We start from the raw sequence: 17,322 nt of genomic DNA on the forward strand, positions 1-17,322 counted from the left end.
TTTTAACTTGTGAAATATAGCTTGCTGTAGCTGATACGATCAGGCATGAGGATCTGTTTAGAGCACCGCCTGGTCTGGAGGTCAGGCGGCAATCGAGGCAACGGATTCACGCTTAATCACGATGCTTGTTACGAGTGGTGCCCGGGGCCGGCGTCGAACTTATGCATTAACTATTTGATATATATAGTATTTAAAAGAAAAGTCATAGACGCTTACCCCCATACATACCCCTAAAAAATGTCGATGGAAGCCGCATCTCTAATTTCATGCATGTCATTAATACGTCGGCAATACCCTGAATACAACAACTATAGTAGGGATATTTGAGTTTTGCTGGCTAAGTATAAGGAGAATAACCGCTATCACCCATGTATAGCGTTGGCTCCGACTGCCTCCGCCTGTTCAATCATACGGTCCACGGCTTCGGTGCGGGACTCCTGAAGCAGCTCCGTATAGCCTTTCAGTTCACCACCAAAAATGTTTTTAAGACCCGCCATAATATCCCGCCCGACATGTTTGGCGCGAACTGAGCTACCCTGAACTAGCCCCAGGTGTTCCACAATTCGCTTGTCGGGAAGAATCTCAATATTTGTAACAATCATAACCATTCCTTTATTGTCGATAGAGCATGGTGCTCAATGTAACTCAATAGTGTGACTGGTATCCTTCGTAAAAAATCAAAGTCAGAATATCTAAAAGCTAAGATGTTTTGCCGCAGAGTATGCAGGGAAAAATATCAGTTCAACTGATCTATCTTTTTTCTTTTCTATCAAACCCTAGCGAAAAATGATATTAAAAAAACACCGTGGTGAAGGGGCATGCTTCATGACCACGGTGTTTAATACTAAACTGATAGGACGGTAAGGTGCCGGGTTAATAATTACCATCATAGCGCTGTAAGCGATTGTAATTTTCACCCTGGTTGAGATTCATGTTGGGATTGTCCATGGGATCATTGGTTTGGTAGTACATGGTTGAATCATTAGGGTTTACGTAGTTGTTATCATAGTATCCTTCTGTCTCGTACCTGGCGCCTGTAGACGTATCAATCATCTGTTCCCTTTCATGAATGGAATCAATATAGGAACTATGAGAACGATCGGATGCCGCACTGTTATTCATGTAGTTGCTATGGGCGCGATCAGACGCCGCGCTTCTTTCCATGTAGCTGTTGTGGCTTCGATCGAGCGCATCCATATTGGATTGGTGTATCCGCTGTTGATTAGCCATGAAGGCATTTTGTTTTACAGTCTGATTATTGAGAAATTGCTGGTGCTGTGAATTGGCAGACTGAACCCAACCGCGATCAAATTGGTAGGTGCGAGCGAAACGGATCATCTCTCGGCGCACACCAGTAAAGTCACGTGAGCCGGACATAGGTGCAGTAAAGCCAATGATATCCACATTCGTTACTGGAGCGCCATTATTGGGTAGGGAGCTGATCACAATTGCCGCTGAACTTTTTTCATTGCTCTGGGCGTCCAGGATATCAAAAGCATAAGTAACAACTTGCTGTCCATTTTTATAGATCAGTTGAGAATCACGTTGCATCATGTGCTGAGTGATCTCCGGGACTCTGTATTGATTGATGATCTCCGATTCAGGGTTCTCAGCGGTGAGTTGCTGTAATATTGAGTTAAAATACTGCTGAGGGTTGACCGGGTTTTGCAGGAAAGTGCCTGTAAGGTGATAGATACGGTTTCCACTACCGGCACAGAAAGCCGTTGGAACATCTGGAATCTTCACGTTGCAACGAACATCAGCAGGTACTGATACATAAGCTGTAGTTATACCGTTTTCCTGGATCGGTATTGATTTAAGGTTCTGGGCGTGACTGGTATGAGTCAAAATCAAGAGTATAGGTAATAGTGCGGCTGTCAGGCGTTTCATGGCAAGAGTATCCTGTGGTTAGATTTTTTATAACGTTCGTGTTCAGTTTTGTTCAGTAGTTGCTCAAAGCCCGCAATGTCGATTGTATTAAGGTACCGGGTTAATAACTGGATCGTGGCTGTATGATAAGGATAGTTTAAGTTAGATGAAAACAGTTATTTACCTCAATAAGAGTGCAGGTAGTCGAGAAACTGTTGCGCTGTACACTGAGTGATATGCGCCAGCTGACGCAGGAAGCGAACAGGTTATGGGTAAATCATGGGCGAATGTGATGGCCAGTCACATGATTTTATTGAAGTTATACCTATAAATAATTACCAATAGAGAAATCGGTATGATGGGTATGATATTTGCCGGAAGCTATTCCTCTCGACTACTGACCAGCGACTGCCAGGTCTCTAGCCTATCCGTAATGCCGACCTCCTGCAGGTAGTCGTGATCAAGTAGAGTCATAGACGGCATCTCCCTTGCATGTTCATGAACCAGTGCATTGGCAACAGGCACAACGCTGAGAGTACTGAATACCTTCTCAGCCTGCATTGAGAAGTATAAGGAGAATAGCCGCTATCACCCATGTATATCAAGGCAGAAAACTGGGACCTGGATATGCTTGAATCACCCGTCTATCCGGCTCAATCTAATCAATCTACTGGATTTTCGGTTGAATCCGCCCTCTTCCACGGCTTTTCTGGCCTTCCGGCATAGCTCAGGCAACAGGCTTCCAGGCAACCTATCTTTCTGTTGCTGTGCCGTTTAGAGAAGTGTGAAACCCATAACTATGCAAACCAGTCTGAATCTGGTGAGGCCCGCGTTGCCGGCAGCAACTCGGGTGGTGACGGTAATGCACCTTTCTTCATGAGGTGAGCCAGTATCTTGTCGATGACCGCCTGATCCTCAATACAGGCGATCACCCTGGAATCACCGCCACACTTTGGGCACACCGACACATCGATGTTGAATACCCGTTTCAGCCGTTGTGCCCAGGTCATGGCCTGGTGGCGCTGTCCCGACGTTTTGTCTTCGTTTTCCTGTCGGGGTCGCCCCTTGCCGCGTTTGGCCGGCGTCACCTCGACACGGTGTTTGCTGTTGGGGGCAAATACGCCATGACAAAATCATCTGGAATGATTTTGGACAGCTTCAGCTGGCCCACGAAGTGGGTGAGTATCAGGGAAGATACGAACAAACCGGGTCAGGTTCACTCGGGGTTTCGGCACCAGTGCCGCCAGCTTGGCAATGAAATCCAGCGGTTCGAAGATGACGTGCGTCGTGCCATCACTATAGGGCGTTTTGAGCTGATAGCGAATATTCCCTGAGGGTGTCAGTGACAGCCGTTTCTCTGATACCGCCGGCCTCGTGATATATCTCGCAAGCCTCTCCAGCTTCTGCCGTTCCCAGGCTTGTGCCGCGACTCCGGCATGCAGGCTGAAACCGGATTCTTTCGCCACCTGAGCAAAGCGCTCATCATCTTCCCAGGACGGGATGGTCTGCAGCGTGAATACCTTGCGCCCCTGCTGTGGCCCCACGGCAATGCGATAACTGACCGAGCACCCCAATACCTGTTGCATGGGGTCCTCATCCGCATCATCCAGATTCAGGTAACCATTCTCTTCATCGCGCTCGAGGATGCCTTCGCGCTCCAAAAACCTGGCCACGCGGTGGCTGATCGTGTATACCAGCTCTTTCAGTTCCTGCTGTTCCGGCCCGTTGGTTCGCCGAAACCGTGTTCGACCGTGTTTGGTTTCCGTGTAAACCCCATCCAGGAACAGCATATGGAAATGTACATTGAGATTGAGCGCACTGCCGAACCGCTGGATCAGCGTCACCGCACCGGTCTGTGCGGTCTTTCGAGTGAATCCTGCCTTGTGAATCAGATGGGATGATATGGCCCGGTACACGATCCCCAATACCCGCCCCATCAGTTGCGGGCGGCTGGCGAACAGACAAAAGCGAAGCGTTGAACAGCTTTAGCTGGCCCGAAGGGTGAGGAGCGAAGCGACGAATAAACCGTAATTGAAATGGGAAGCTCAGCACCCACTGGCGTATGGGCTGTTCCGGTAACACCACATCGACCAGCAGCGCGGCGCTTTCGGCCATGCGTCTCGCACCACAGCTGGGGCAAAATCCGCGCCGCTTACAGCTGAATGCTACCAGGTGTTCATGATGACATTCGGTGCATTGCACCCGCAGGAATCCGTGTTCCAACCTTCCGCATTTGAGGTAATCCGCAAATTCCTGTTGCACATGCAGGGGCAAGGACTTGCCCTGCATGGCCATCACATCCCTGAACTCCGGATAATGCCGCTCGATGATTTGATAGAGAAGTGTCTGTTCCGGTCGATGACGTTTATATGGTGGGCTTTGTAGCGACCGATCCGTGATCGCGGCTTGAGGCATAGCGTTCTCCATTCCATGGAGCGCTCAATGTTCTCATATTGTTCTCTATCTGCATAGATGACTGCTTGTTGCCTGCTTTTGCCAGTCAGTTCCAGACATTGCCTGCCAGTACCCGTCACTCCCACTCAATGGTCGCCGGCGGCTTACTGGAGATATCGTATGCCACGCGGGAGATACCCGACACTTCATTGATGATCCTGCGCGAGACCTCTTCCAGAAAATCAAACGGCAGATGGGCAAACTTGGCCGTCATGAAATCGACTGTCTTCACCGCTCTCAGGGTCACCACATACTCATAGCGCCGAGCATCCCCAACCACGCCTACCGACTTGACTGGCAGGAACACGGTAAATGCCTGGCTCACTTCATCATAAAGATTGTGCTTATGCAGCTCTTCGATATAGATGTGGTCGGCCTCGCGTAACACGTCTGCATACTCTTTCTTGACCTCGCCAAGTATCCGCACACCGAGCCCAGGTCCAGGAAAGGGGTGGCGGTAGATCATCTCATAGGGCAGCCCCAGTTCGATGCCGATCTTACGCACCTCATCCTTGAACAGCTCACGCAGAGGCTCAACCAGGGCTAGTTTCATGTACTCCGGCAGACCACCCACATTGTGGTGCGACTTGATCACATGCGCCTTACCCGACTTGGCGCCGGCAGACTCGATCACATCCGGATAGATGGTACCCTGAGCAAGAAAGGAGACATCCTCCAGCTTGCTCGCCTCTTCCTCGAAGATATCGATGAACAGATTGCCGATGATCTTGCGTTTCTGTTCAGGATCCGTGACACCGCGCAGCGCTTTGAGGAAGCGGTCTTCCGCATCGACACGGATCACTTTCACACCCATGTGCTCTGCAAAGGTGGCCATCACCTGGTCCCCTTCATGCAAACGCAGCAGTCCGTTGTCGACAAACACACAGGTCAGCTGATCGCCGATCGAACGATGCAACAACGCAGCCACCACCGATGAATCAACCCCGCCGGAGAGCCCCAGCACTACCTGTTGATCACCCACCAGCTCACGCACATGGTGAATACTGTCCTCGATGATCTGACCGGGCGTCCAGAGCACTTCACAGCCACAGATATCAAACAGAAAACGTTCAATGATACGCTTGCCCTGACGGGTATGAGTCACCTCAGGGTGGAACTGCAGACCGTAATAGCTGCGTGATTCATCCGCAATACCCGCTACCGGCGCATTCTCGGTTTCACAGATCACCTTAAAACCTTCGGGCAGGGACTCGACACGATCCCCATGGCTCATCCACACATCCAGCAGGCCATAGCCTTCCGGGCTGGTATGATCCTCGATATCCTTGAGCAGGCGGGAGTGCCCTCTGGCACGTACCTGGGCATAGCCATACTCATGCTTGTCGGAAGACGCCACTTCACCACCAAGTTGTGCGGCCATGGTCTGCATGCCGTAGCAGATACCCAACAGCGGCACCCCAAGCTCAAACACAGTTTGTGGTGCAGCGGGCGCCTCATCGGCGGTGACAGTCTCCGGACCACCGGAGAGAATGATGCCGGCAGGCTTGCTACCGGAGAGCCCTTCATCCGCATTGTCGTAGGGATAGATCTCACAATAGACACCGGCTTCACGCACCCGACGTGCAATCAGTTGTGTGTATTGAGATCCAAAGTCCAGAATCAGGATTCGATGGGCATGAATATCAGTTGTCATTACTAGGGCCTGCTAAGACTTAACCTGGAAAGTGGATCACAAACAATCAATCACGCCGATAGTTGGGCGCTTCCTTGGTGATCGTTACATCGTGCACGTGGGATTCGGTCACACCCGCATTGGTGATCCTTACAAACTCCGGTTTGGTGCGCATCTCGTCGATGTTGGCACAACCGGTATAGCCCATGCTGGATCGAATGCCACCGATCACCTGGTAGATGATCGCCACCACCGGACCTTTGTAAGGCACCCGTCCTTCAATACCTTCCGGCACCAGCTTGTCTTTCTCATTGGACTCCTGGAAGTAACGATCACTGGAACCATCCTTGCCGGACATGGCGCCAAGGGATCCCATACCCCGGTAAGACTTATAAGAACGCCCCTGATAGATCTCCACTTCACCCGGTGCTTCATCGGTTCCGGCAAACATACCGCCAATCATCACTGAGTAGCCGCCGGCGGCGAGTATCTTTGAGATATCCCCGGAATAGCGCAGACCACCATCAGCAATCAATGGCACACCGGTGCCTTCCAGCGCCTTGGCCACATTGGAAACCGCCGTTACCTGGGGCACACCGACGCCCGCAACCACTCTTGTGGTGCAGATCGAACCAGGCCCGATACCCACTTTCACCGCATCGGCACCGGCTTTGACCAGATCGCGAGCGGCATCACCGGTGGCGATGTTGCCGCCGATAACCTGTACTTGAGGGTAGGTCTTCTTTACCCAGGCCACCCGGTCCAATACACCTTGTGAGTGACCGTGGGCAGTATCCACAACCACCACATCGACACCGGCCTGGACCAATGCATCCACACGCTCTTCGGTACCTTCACCCACACCGACCGCCGCCCCAACCCGCAGTCGCTCCTGATCATCCCGGCAGGCGTTGGGATTGTCTTTTGCCTTCTGGATATCCTTGGCGGTGATCATTCCCTGCAATTCAAAGTTGTCATCGACCACCAGAACCTTTTCGATACGGTGCTTATGCAGCAGGCTCATCACCTCATCACGGCTGGCTCCCTCTTTGACCGTCACCAGGTTTTCCTTGCGAGTCATGATATTGCGTACCGGATCATCCATCTTGCGTTCAAACCGCAGATCCCGACCGGTGACAATGCCAACCAACTCTTTACCATCCACCACTGGTACACCGGAGATGTTCCTGGAACGGGTGAGTTCAACCACTTCGCCAATGCTGACGTAGGGACCAACGGTAATCGGATCCCGTATCACCCCGCTCTCATACTTTTTGACCTTCTCCACCTCCTGGGCCTGAGTGACGGCATCCATATTCTTATGGATGATGCCGATACCCCCTTCCAGTGCCAGTGCAATGGCGAATCTGGATTCGGTAACCGTGTCCATGGCAGCAGAAACCAACGGGATATTGAGATCGATCTCGCGGGTCAGTTTGGTCCTTAAATCGACGTCCTTTGGCAGTACCTGTGAGTGGGCGGGTACCAGGAGTACATCGTCAAATGTGAGGGCTTCCTCGATTACACGCATAGCTTTTTTTCCGGCTGGAGGGATGAAGTAGCCGGGCATTATAGAAGTTGCAGTCTAACCGGTAAACCTGCAACAGGCTCAGCACAACGCCGAGCACCCCCTGAGGAGCGGCCAATCTGCAGCCAACCACATGAGCCCCGAAGGCATATTCATTGACATTTCAATATGTTAAAAAAACCGTGCCAAGTCATCATGGCCACAAAACTGGCTTAATTTTCGGCCATTTCCAGATCCACCTGACAGACAGGCAAGCGGTTCGGCAGGCCATATCGATTGATCACTGGCTCTAAAACCCATTTCACATCGTATTTCACGATACTGCGAGTCGACCGGCAGTCGTTTCATTCACCTTTGTGATACAGCCGCTCATCGGTTTGAATGCTTGATGATTCCGCCTCTTACCAATCCTCGCAGCAACCTGCATTGCAGGAGTTCTGGCGCTATGCTAAGGGTTAGGAACTCGGACAATGAAGTCAGGAAGTGCAAATGCACAAATATGTGTTTAATAGGAGTTTTTTCCTCCTTTTTACCATTGGCCTGCTGATCAACTGGGGTGTTGCACTGGGCAATACCCCCATGACCCTGAGAGTGGGCGTCTACAAAAACCCACCCTTGGTCGATACTGATTCAATGGGCCGGCCGGGGGGCTTTTCATCGACATCCTTGAGCAAATCGCCCATCAGGAAGGCTGGAAGGTGCGCTATGTGGTCGGCACTTGGAGTGACCAGCTCTACCGACTCTCTGCCGGAAAGATCGACCTGCTGCCCGCGATTGCGGTCAATGAGTCACGGGAAAAACGCTTCCTCTTCTCAGATCAGACCATCATTGCCAATTGGGGGCAGATTTACGTTCCTGAAAAATCGGATATGCAGGCCATTGACGACCTTCATGACAAAAACATCGCCGTATTGGCCGATGACGTCTACCTGACCTCAAAAAATGGACTGCAGGAGATCTGCAAGTCGTTGAGGATTGAGTGTCGTACCCAGAAATACGCCACCTATGACATGGTGATGAGGGCGATTGCCAGCGGCCGGGCGGATGCCGGCCTGGTCAGTCGCCTGTACGGCTTGAGCCACGGTCATTTCTATAGTCCGGTGGCCAGTCCGATCATTCTGATCCCCCTGGATATCCGCTTTGCCATATCCCAGCAGAGCCCCAAAGCGCACACCATCAAGCAGCGACTCGATTTTCATCTGGCCAACCAGAAGAGCGATGAACTCTCGATCTACCATCAGCGGCTCAAGACACTGTTCGAAACCCACACACCTCCACAGCCACAACCTCCCCTGCTCTACCAGATCATCTTTGCGATTGGCATCCTGGTGGCGGCTCTGGTGTTGATTGCACAAATCCTCAGATGGCGGGTCAGAGTCAAGACCCAGCAACTCGCCGAAACCGAGGCCCAGTACCATAACTTCTTCGATGGGGTCGCCACCGCGTTATGTGAGGGTGACAGCTCAAAAGCGCTGGTCAAACTGGATCAACTGCTGGACTCGGGTGTGGAAGACCTCAGAACCTATTTCGACAACCATCCAGATCAACTGCGTGAGATGCTGTTCCTGATCCGGGTGGTCAACGCCAATCCGGCCACCTTCAGATTATTCGGAGTGAAGAGCCTGAAGACCCTGCAGCACTGGTTGCCGAAAAGCATCACCCCGGAAGTGTTCACCGCCTTCAAAGAGTTTCTGATCGCATCCAGTGAAAAACAGACGGTATTCACATGTGAAGTACCGCTGCTGACTGCAAAGGGCCAACTGATCCAGGTGATGATCAGCTTTCCCCTGTCGGACACCGCCGAAGAGGTACAGCATATGCCGGTAACCCTGGTGGACGTCTCCCACCTGCGAGAAACCGAAAAGCAGCTCTCGCTGGTGGTCAAAGGCGCCTCTCTGGGGTTTTGGGACTGGAACCTGATCACAGATCAATTCACCGTCAATCAACGTTGGCTGGATCAGCTTGGTCTGGAACCATCCGCCATGAAACATAGCATTGATGATTGGCGGGACCGCCTCCATCCCAAGGATAGGGAACGGATCATGCCGATCATCAATCAGCGGATTGAAGAGGGCAAGACCTATAAAGTCGAATTCCGCATGAAACACGCGAATGGCCTATGGGTCTGGATAGAAGGTTCAGGTGGAGCGGTCGAATTCGATCCGATCACCCAACGGCCGACCCGGGCCTGCGGTACCCATCAGGAAATCTCTGAGCGTAAGCGTGCGGCAGAGACCCTCAACACCTTGATGGAGAGTATGGTCGGCATCACCGGTGAGGGTTTCTTTGAACATGTAGCCAGAGAGCTGTGTCGTTGGTTCGGTGCGGATGGGGCGAACATCGGCGAACTGGTGGGCAGGAATCAGATCAAATCCCTGGCCAACATCATCGATGGCCGGGTGATCGAGGATTTCTCCTACCATATCAGCGAAACACCCTGTGACAAGGTCATCCGGCAGGGTGCCTGTCTTTTTCCCCAGGGTGTTCAAGACCTCTTTCCAAAGGATGAGGATCTGGTATTGCTCGATGTCCAGGGCTACGCCGGCTCACCGATTCGGGATCGCAACAATGTAGTCATCGGCATTGTCTGGGTGGTCTCCCGCAAGCCCCTCTTCATGCCGCCTGACTGGGCCGATGTGATGGATATCATCGCAGCCCGGATCAGCGCTGAAATCGAGCGCATGAGAGCCATGGAGCGGCTGGCCTATCAAGCCACCTACGACGCCCTCACCGCCCTGCCCAACCGGCGTTTGCTGATCGATCGTCTGGGACAAGCTCAATCCCGCTGCCGCCGGCATAACCACCGCGGTGCCGTCCTGTTCATGGATCTGGACCATTTCAAAACCATCAATGACTCACTGGGCCACAATATCGGCGATATATTGCTACAGCAGGTTGCCGAACGTCTGACCCGTGAGATCAGGGATGAGGACACCGCATCAAGACTCGGAGGGGATGAGTTCATCGTGCTGTTTACCGAACTCGACGGCAATCCACAGATAGCGGCTCAACAAGCCCGCCAAGGTGCTGAAAAGATTCAGTCGACCCTGTCGAAACCCTACAACATCAGTGACAATGAACTGCATATCACACCCAGTATCGGCATCGTCATCTTTCCCATGGATGATGCCAGTGCCGACGATATACTCAAATATGCGGATACTGCCATGTATCGGGCCAAGGAGGAGGGCCGCAATACCATCCGCTTCTTCCTGCCCGGCATGCAGGACGCTGCAGAACAACAACTCAGGCTGCAAAACGATCTGCGTAACGCTCTGATCAATGATGAGCTGTCGCTCAACTATCAACCCCAGGTCGACCTGGATGGCAACCTGATCAGCGTTGAAGCCCTGTTGCGCTGGTACCACCCCAACCATGGACAGGTTGAACCCCGCCGATTCATAACCGTTGCTGAAGAGTCAGGGCAGATCCTGCAGATCAGTGAGTGGGTGCTCAGCCAGGCGCTGCAGAAGATCAAATACTGGTCTGAACAGCTGCAGGAGCCGCTCAACCTGGCAATCAACATCAGTGCAGTTCATTTCCATCAAGCCAGTTTTGCAGACCAGATTGAAGAGCTGGTAACCAATACCGGGGTCGATCCCAGACGCCTGACCCTGGAGATTCATGAGGGCACCCTGGTGGAGAACTTTGAGGAGGCCACGGAAAAGGTTCTGAAACTGAAAAAACTGGGGGTGAGATTCTCCATCGACTGTTTTGGCATCGGCTACGCCTCGATCGCCTATATACGCCGCTTACCTGTGGATCAGTTGAAAATCGACCGAAGCTTCATTCGCGACATCTCCAGCGATCCGAAAGACGCACAGTTGGTACAGACCATCATCACCATGGCTCAGAACATGGATATCGAAGTGGTCGCCATCGGTGTGGAGACCGATGCTCAATTGAAATTTCTGCGTGACAAAGGGTGTAAGATATTCCAAGGTTACTACTTCAGCCATCCACTGCCGGTGGATCAATTTGAAATCTATCTGAGTAAAGAGACCGCTTGAATCAGCAACCCCCTGCCAATAACAGTGCCAGAGAGATCTTCTCCGTTTCCCGACTGGTACGGGAGACCCGTGCAGTACTGGAAGCCAGTTTCCCGCTCCTCTGGGTCAGTGGAGAGATCTCCAATCTGGCCCAACCCGCCTCCGGTCATATCTACTTCAGCCTCAAGGATGAAGCGGCCCAGGTGCGTTGCGCCATGTTCCGTATGAAACGGCAACGACTGCGCTTTCGACCTGAAAACGGGCAGCAGGTGTTGATCCGCGCCAAGGTCAGCCTGTATGAGGCGCGGGGCGAGTTTCAGTTGATTGCCGAGCATATGGAGCCGGCCGGTGAAGGGGCGTTGCGTTTCGCCTTCGAACAATTGAAACAGAAGCTGGCAGCGGAAGGTCTGTTCGACACTGAGCGAAAAAAACCAATCCCCGTACCACCCAAACAGCTTGGCCTGATCACCTCACCGACCGGCGCTGCCGTGAGGGATCTGCTGTCCGTGCTGAAGCGTCGTTTTCCCGCCCTGCCGGTGATTATCTATCCGGTCCAGGTACAGGGTGAGGATGCAGCAAGACAGATTGTTCAGATGCTGAAGCTGGCTGAGCAGCGCCAGGAGTGCGACCTGTTGATCTTAAGCCGGGGTGGCGGCTCCCTGGAGGATCTGCAGGCGTTTAATGAAGAGCAGGTTGCCAGGGCCATCCATGAGGCCGGCATCCCGGTGGTAACCGGCATCGGCCACGAAATCGATTTCACCATCGCCGACTTTGTAGCGGACCGACGGGCTGCCACACCCTCGGCGGCGGCCGAGCTGGTCACCCCGGATCAATTGGAGTGGCAACAGCGTCTGCATGCTGTCACCAGACGCTTGCAGCAAAACCAGCAGCAACGGCTGCAAAGGCTACAACAGCACTTCTCTGCGCTGGTCAAACGTCTGCAAATCCAACACCCGAAAAGACGTCTGCAACAACAGGCTCAGCGCTTGGATGAACTATCCGACCGTCTTTCACGTCAGTTTCATTTCAATCTGTTGCAAAAGCACCAGCGTGTCGATCGGCTTGACACCCGCCTGGCCAGGCAGACGCCGGAACAGCGACTCAAGCGGCTGATTCAACAAACCACAAATCTGGAACAACGACTGCATCGGGCCGTGACGCTGCGCCTGACCCGGGAACAGACCCGCTTCACACAGCTTGGCCGGGATCTGCACAATCTGAGTCCGCTGAACACCCTCGGACGGGGTTATGCGATTGTCAGCAATCCGACGACCCATGCCATCATCACCGATGCCGCTCAAGTTGAGCTTGGGGATGAATTGCAGGCCAGACTGCATAAAGGAAGTCTTGTCTGTCAGGTGGTGAAGAAAAATCAGTAACACAGACAGCCATTGGCCATAAATGGACTCCAGCCATCGTTAGTACCAAACAGGGTCTGATGGTATTACCTTTGTCATCCCGGCGAATGCGGATCAATCCACGAAGTGTGCTTATGAAAGAGCCTCGTTTGAGGAATGAGTGAAACCAAGCGGATGGCATACTCACTTCCTCACGCTACGGACCGATACTCACCGCAACCACGGATCAGAATCGGGCCTGTTAACAGTAACAGCCTAATCCTGTTTTCGCTTACGTAAAATAAAGACTGTTAACGCGAATGCCCCAAACAATGCATAGTAAACGGCCTCGTTTCTATCAACCCCGAAAAACAGCGCACCATAGCCACCCAGTGCCGCACCGATGCCGCCGAACGCCAAACCGCGCATAACCCGGCAGAGGGTGCAGTTGCTGAAGTTCTGCTGTGTACTCATGATTCGATCAGACGTTTGACACAATCAAAATAGGCCTGTTCATCCGGCATTCTATTCTCAACCTGGGCTTCCCAGAGAATACGCCCCAGACACTCCATCAGTTGGTGTTCGGCTTCATGGGCATCCCCTTTGCGCTGACAGAACCTTTGATATAAACCACTGATACCGGGCGGACGATCCGTGGAGACCTGTTCGATCAAGGTGAGATGCATGGCCATGTGCAGAAAGGGGTTGGTCTCACCCCCCTCCGGCAGATAGTCCCGGTCGAGTCCCTGCTCCCGATCGTTCAGCAATCCGTGGTACTCCGGATGTTGCCGGATCACCGTCGCGACCATCTCTTCCAGAGGTTGCAGGGCATCCCCTGCAGAGTACTTTCGCCAGGCCTCGAAAAAGACCTGGCGCAGCTGGTTGCGATCGTTACTAAACATCAGATTTCTAGGGTTGAGTGGCTTTCTTGGCAAACTTCTGCAAGGCGCCGGTGACTTTCCTTCTAACCTTTTCCCGGTCGTTGATGGCGAACCGGTCAAACAGTTTGTCAGGATGGTTGTAACCCAGCCAGACCTTGGCTTGATCGTCCTCCCACACCAGCGCCTTCATCAGCAGATCGATACCGGCCCGCTGATCGCTGGTCATCAGGGCCGTACCCACTTTTGGGCTGCCAAAGATGATCAACAGGGTGGGACGCAGGGATTGACCAACCTTTTCCGCCCCAGCTCTATGATCGATTTTGCTGAACACCTTCAGTCCAGCCCCCTCCACAGCGGCCACAAAACGATTGACCGTCTCCTCGAAACTGAACTGACTGGGCAGCGTCACCAAACCGCCATCCGCCCGGGCCAGACCAGAAGTAAAAAACAGACTTACCAGCAGGATCGTTAGGGTTTTCATTTTAGGCTCCTTTGTTGGTCGACTGACCAATCTCTATTCCGTCTTCTCTTTATATTCACACAGATCTTCAATCACACAGCTTCCACATCTCGGCTTACGCGCCACACAGGTATAACGCCCGTGTAGAATCAGCCAGTGGTGCGCATCCTGTAAAAAAACATCAGGAGTGAAGCGCAGCAGTTTCTTCTCCACCTCCAGCGGTGTCTTGCCAGGGGCAATCCGGGTTCGGTTCGATACCCTGAATATATGGGTATCCACCGCCATGGTCGGATGACCGAACGCCGTGTTAAGAACCACATTGGCGGTCTTCCTTCCCACACCGGGCAGCGCTTCGAGCGCCTTACGCTGTTGCGGCACCTCTCCCCCATGGGTCTCCATCAGGATACGACAGGTCTCGATAATATTCTTCGCTTTGTTGTTGAACAAACCAATGGTCTTGATGTACTGCTTCAATCCCTCGAGCCCAAGATCGTAGATTTTCTGTGGGGTATTGGCCACCGGAAACAGCTTATCGGTCGCCTTGTTCACCCCCTTGTCGGTCGCTTGCGCCGAGAGGATGACCGCCACTAAGAGTTCGAAAGGGGATTGGTAATTGAGTTCCGTAGTGGGATTGGGATCGGCCGCTTGAAGTCGTTCAAAGATGGCCTGGCGTTTTTGTTTATTCATGAAGCAGGTTAGGCGGCTGGTGGACCCGCGCCATTCTAGATCAAATCGGGGCCATTATTAACCCGGCGACTGAATCGGACGGTTTCGGGGCATGCTTGATGCCCGGTAAGGGGCAGAATGCTGAAATGAAACACCCAAAGACCCTGAAATTTCGCTCCCTGTCAACCGACATCCAACCAAGCCGGAACCTTCGATAACCGAAATAATCAAATCCTATAAATTATATTTATACGTGGATAGCGGATTTCTTGTTGGTTTCCTATACTGGAAAACCTGCTTCATCACCCGATGCAGATCCACCCCCTGTCTGTATCGCAATAAGGCCAAAAGCCTGGACAGTTAACGACTCGTAAACACACGAAAATCTGTGTTGGACAATCACCATGACCAGAAAACATGATGGCGCTTCGCGCACAAGCAATCAAAAACTATTAAATTGGGTTGATGAGATCGCCCAGCTCTGTAATCCGGACCAGATCTACTGGTGTGACGGATCACAGGAAGAGTACGACCGATTGTGCGATGAGATGGTGAAAGGCGGTACTTTTATCCGCCTCAATCCTGAAAAGCGACCCAACAGTTATCTGGCCCGCTCCCATCCAAGCGATGTGGCCCGCGTTGAGGAACGCACCTATATCTGCTCAGAGAAAGAAGAGGATGCCGGTCCGACCAATAACTGGATGGGTCCGAAAAAGATGAAAAAGATCCTCAAGGGATTGTTCAAGGATTGCATGCGGGGCCGGACCCTGTATGTGATCCCATTCAGCATGGGGCCACTCGGTTCCCATATCGCCCACATCGGCGTCGAAATCTCCGACTCACCCTATGTGGCAGTAAGTCAGCGCATCATGACCCGGATGGGGCAAGCGGTACTCGATGTACTCGGGGACGATGGTGCATTCGTACCCTGCGTACATTCGGTCGGTGCCCCGCTGGCGCCGGGTGAAGTGGATGTCCCCTGGCCCTGCGCGGGGAATATCGAGGACAAGTACATTACCCATTTCCCCGAATCGCGGGAGATCTGGTCCTTCGGCAGCGGCTATGGCGGTAACGCCCTGTTGGGCAAGAAGTGTTTTGCCCTGCGCATCGCTTCGGTGATGGGCCGGGATGAGGGCTGGCTTGCCGAGCATATGCTGATCATGGGTGTGGAGACACCCGAGAAGAAGAAGTTCTTTGTGGCCGCCGCCTTCCCCAGCGCCTGCGGTAAAACCAACTTCGCCATGCTCAAGTCGCCCAAAGGCTTTGAGGATTGGAAGGTCACTACCATCGGTGACGACATTGCCTGGATAAAGCCCAACCCTGAAGATGGTAAGTTTTACGCCATCAATCCTGAATACGGTCTGTTCGGCGTCGCCCCGGGAACCAATCAATCATCCAACCCCAATGCGCTCGCCGCCTTGCAGGAGAACTGCATCTTCACCAACTGTGCCCTGACCGATGATGGCGACATCTGGTGGGAGGGATTGACCGAGAATCCCCCGGAACACATGATCGACTGGCGCGGTGATGATTGGGTGATCGGTTGCGGTCGCCCAGCGGCTCACCCGAACGCACGCTTTACCGCACCAGCCTCAGCCTGTCCATCGATCGATCCTGAATGGGAGAATCCGGACGGTGTACCGATCACCGCGTTTCTGTTTGGCGGTCGAGTCAGCCACAACTTTCCATTGGTGTTTCAGAGCTACAACTGGGAACACGGGGTCTATATGGCGGCTACCATGGGCTCGGAGGCTACCGCCGCCTCGATCAATCAGGCCTCGATGCGACGCGATCCGATGGCGATGCTGCCGTTCTGCGGCTACAACATGGCGGAATACCTCAAACATTGGCTGCGAATCGGCCGAAAGAACGTTGCCACACCACCCGCCATCTTCCGCGTGAACTGGTTTCGTAAGGATGAGCACGGTCGTTTCATCTGGCCGGGATTCAGCGAAAACATGCGCGTGCTGAAGTGGGTGGTAGACCGCTGCAACGGCATCGGCCATGCGGTGGAAAGCCCGTTGGGCTGGGTTCCCTCCCATGCCGCGATCAACTGGGAGGGACTCGATTTCAATAAGGATGATTTTTTTGAAATCATGAATATCGATCGGGAGATTGCACGCCACGAAACCGTTGACCAGGAGGAGCTGTTCACCCGTTTTGGCGATCACCTGCCCAGGGAGATGGAGCTTGAGCGGGAGCTGCAACTGGCACGCTTGTACCACTCGCCAAAATACTGGGACCTCTCCGCCAGCTGCGATTAAACCGATAAGCATCGATCAGGGATGCATGGGGCTTACTCACAGTCACCGGCGCCACACCATTTCTGATGCGGTAGGCTACGATCGCGAGAATAGCCGCGAATGGCACTAACTTAACCCGTATTTGGTGGGGCATGGCCCCACCCTACACTCTGAATTCAACCGTAGGGTGGGGCCATGCCCCACCAAAACCCTTTGATCTATTAGATGCGATGCGTGTCTTGGCACGTAAGATAAGTGCCAT

The 17,322-nt window shown here is 53.0% G+C and carries 11 protein-coding genes and 2 pseudogenes; 4 read left to right on the plus strand and 9 right to left on the minus strand.

Annotation, left to right across the window (positions count from 1 at the left end; all coding sequences use genetic code 11):
- Positions 1-362: 362 nt before the first annotated feature.
- The 5 genes and pseudogenes from AC4IE8_RS17940 to guaB all read right to left on the minus strand — a co-directional run bounded on the left by AC4IE8_RS17940 (position 363) and on the right by guaB (position 7,487).
- On the minus strand, positions 363-602 hold the full coding sequence (locus AC4IE8_RS17940) for a YbjQ family protein (RefSeq protein ID WP_083225961.1): 240 nt from the start codon (positions 600-602) through the stop codon (positions 363-365).
- A 271-nt stretch (positions 603-873) separates the two neighbouring features.
- Positions 874-1,890 (minus strand): hypothetical protein, encoded by a 1,017-nt coding sequence (locus tag AC4IE8_RS17945; protein ID WP_490791628.1) that lies wholly within the window; start codon positions 1,888-1,890, stop codon positions 874-876.
- Between the two features lie 776 nt (positions 1,891-2,666).
- Positions 2,667-4,296, minus strand: a pseudogene (locus tag AC4IE8_RS17950) (transposase).
- Between the two features lie 103 nt (positions 4,297-4,399).
- A complete protein-coding gene (gene guaA / locus AC4IE8_RS17955) occupies positions 4,400-5,977 on the minus strand; it encodes a glutamine-hydrolyzing GMP synthase (RefSeq protein WP_068987766.1) in 1,578 nt (525 codons plus the stop codon).
- Positions 5,978-6,023: 46 nt separating this feature from the next.
- Positions 6,024-7,487 carry an IMP dehydrogenase gene (gene guaB / locus AC4IE8_RS17960; protein WP_068988553.1) on the minus strand — a complete coding sequence of 488 codons (1,464 nt, stop codon included), beginning with the start codon at positions 7,485-7,487 and terminating at the stop codon, positions 6,024-6,026.
- A gap of 650 nt (positions 7,488-8,137) precedes the next feature.
- Here guaB and AC4IE8_RS17965 point away from each other — a divergent pair.
- The 3 genes and pseudogenes from AC4IE8_RS17965 to xseA all read left to right on the plus strand — a co-directional run.
- Positions 8,138-8,503: pseudogene (locus tag AC4IE8_RS17965) on the plus strand (transporter substrate-binding domain-containing protein); the annotation flags it as partial.
- Positions 8,504-9,040: 537 nt separating this feature from the next.
- Positions 9,041-11,494, plus strand: a complete 2,454-nt coding sequence (locus AC4IE8_RS17970; protein WP_490791642.1) for a sensor domain-containing protein — start codon at positions 9,041-9,043, stop codon at positions 11,492-11,494.
- Positions 11,491-12,852, plus strand: coding sequence for an exodeoxyribonuclease VII large subunit (gene xseA / locus AC4IE8_RS17975; RefSeq protein ID WP_490791629.1), 1,362 nt, complete (start codon positions 11,491-11,493; stop codon positions 12,850-12,852). The genes AC4IE8_RS17970 and xseA overlap by 4 nt, the downstream gene beginning before the upstream one ends.
- A gap of 234 nt (positions 12,853-13,086) precedes the next feature.
- Here the strand turns inward: xseA and AC4IE8_RS17980 are convergent, their stop codons facing one another.
- From AC4IE8_RS17980 to nth, 4 genes are read right to left on the minus strand one after another with little or no spacing between them, the layout of a single operon-like run.
- Positions 13,087-13,284 (minus strand): hypothetical protein, encoded by a 198-nt coding sequence (locus AC4IE8_RS17980; RefSeq protein WP_068987763.1) that lies wholly within the window; start codon positions 13,282-13,284, stop codon positions 13,087-13,089.
- On the minus strand, positions 13,281-13,712 hold the full coding sequence (locus tag AC4IE8_RS17985) for a DUF1841 family protein (protein WP_068987762.1): 432 nt from the start codon (positions 13,710-13,712) through the stop codon (positions 13,281-13,283). The genes AC4IE8_RS17980 and AC4IE8_RS17985 overlap by 4 nt, the downstream gene beginning before the upstream one ends.
- Before the next feature lie 7 nt (positions 13,713-13,719).
- On the minus strand, positions 13,720-14,172 hold the full coding sequence (locus tag AC4IE8_RS17990; protein ID WP_490791630.1) for a DUF302 domain-containing protein: 453 nt from the start codon (positions 14,170-14,172) through the stop codon (positions 13,720-13,722).
- 33 nt (positions 14,173-14,205) lie between these two features.
- Entirely contained in the window at positions 14,206-14,838 is a 633-nt protein-coding gene (gene nth, locus AC4IE8_RS17995) for an endonuclease III (RefSeq protein ID WP_490791631.1), read from the minus strand.
- 383 nt (positions 14,839-15,221) lie between these two features.
- Here nth and AC4IE8_RS18000 point away from each other — a divergent pair, with 383 nt between their 5' ends.
- Complete coding sequence (locus AC4IE8_RS18000; protein ID WP_490791632.1) at positions 15,222-17,081, plus strand: phosphoenolpyruvate carboxykinase (GTP); 1,860 nt, start codon at positions 15,222-15,224, stop codon at positions 17,079-17,081.
- Positions 17,082-17,322 lie beyond the last annotated feature (241 nt).

It is taken from the genome of Candidatus Thiodiazotropha sp. AKAK2 (assembly GCF_058244685.1).

Excerpts from the sequence above, each read along its gene's own strand:
- AC4IE8_RS17980 (WP_068987763.1), bottom strand. The coding sequence starts at position 13,284 with ATGAGTACACAGCAGAACTTCAGCAACTGCACCCTCTGCCGGGTTATG.
- AC4IE8_RS17940 (WP_083225961.1), bottom strand. The coding sequence starts at position 602 with ATGATTGTTACAAATATTGAGATTCTTCCCGACAAGCGAATTGTGGAA.
- nth (WP_490791631.1), bottom strand. The coding sequence starts at position 14,838 with ATGAATAAACAAAAACGCCAGGCCATCTTTGAACGACTTCAAGCGGCC.
- AC4IE8_RS17945 (WP_490791628.1), bottom strand. The coding sequence starts at position 1,890 with ATGAAACGCCTGACAGCCGCACTATTACCTATACTCTTGATTTTGACT.
- AC4IE8_RS18000 (WP_490791632.1), top strand. The coding sequence starts at position 15,222 with ATGACCAGAAAACATGATGGCGCTTCGCGCACAAGCAATCAAAAACTA.
- guaB (WP_068988553.1), bottom strand. The coding sequence starts at position 7,487 with ATGCGTGTAATCGAGGAAGCCCTCACATTTGACGATGTACTCCTGGTA.
- AC4IE8_RS17985 (WP_068987762.1), bottom strand. The coding sequence starts at position 13,712 with ATGTTTAGTAACGATCGCAACCAGCTGCGCCAGGTCTTTTTCGAGGCC.
- AC4IE8_RS17990 (WP_490791630.1), bottom strand. The coding sequence starts at position 14,172 with ATGAAAACCCTAACGATCCTGCTGGTAAGTCTGTTTTTTACTTCTGGT.
- AC4IE8_RS17970 (WP_490791642.1), top strand. The coding sequence starts at position 9,041 with ATGCTGTTCCTGATCCGGGTGGTCAACGCCAATCCGGCCACCTTCAGA.
- guaA (WP_068987766.1), bottom strand. The coding sequence starts at position 5,977 with ATGACAACTGATATTCATGCCCATCGAATCCTGATTCTGGACTTTGGA.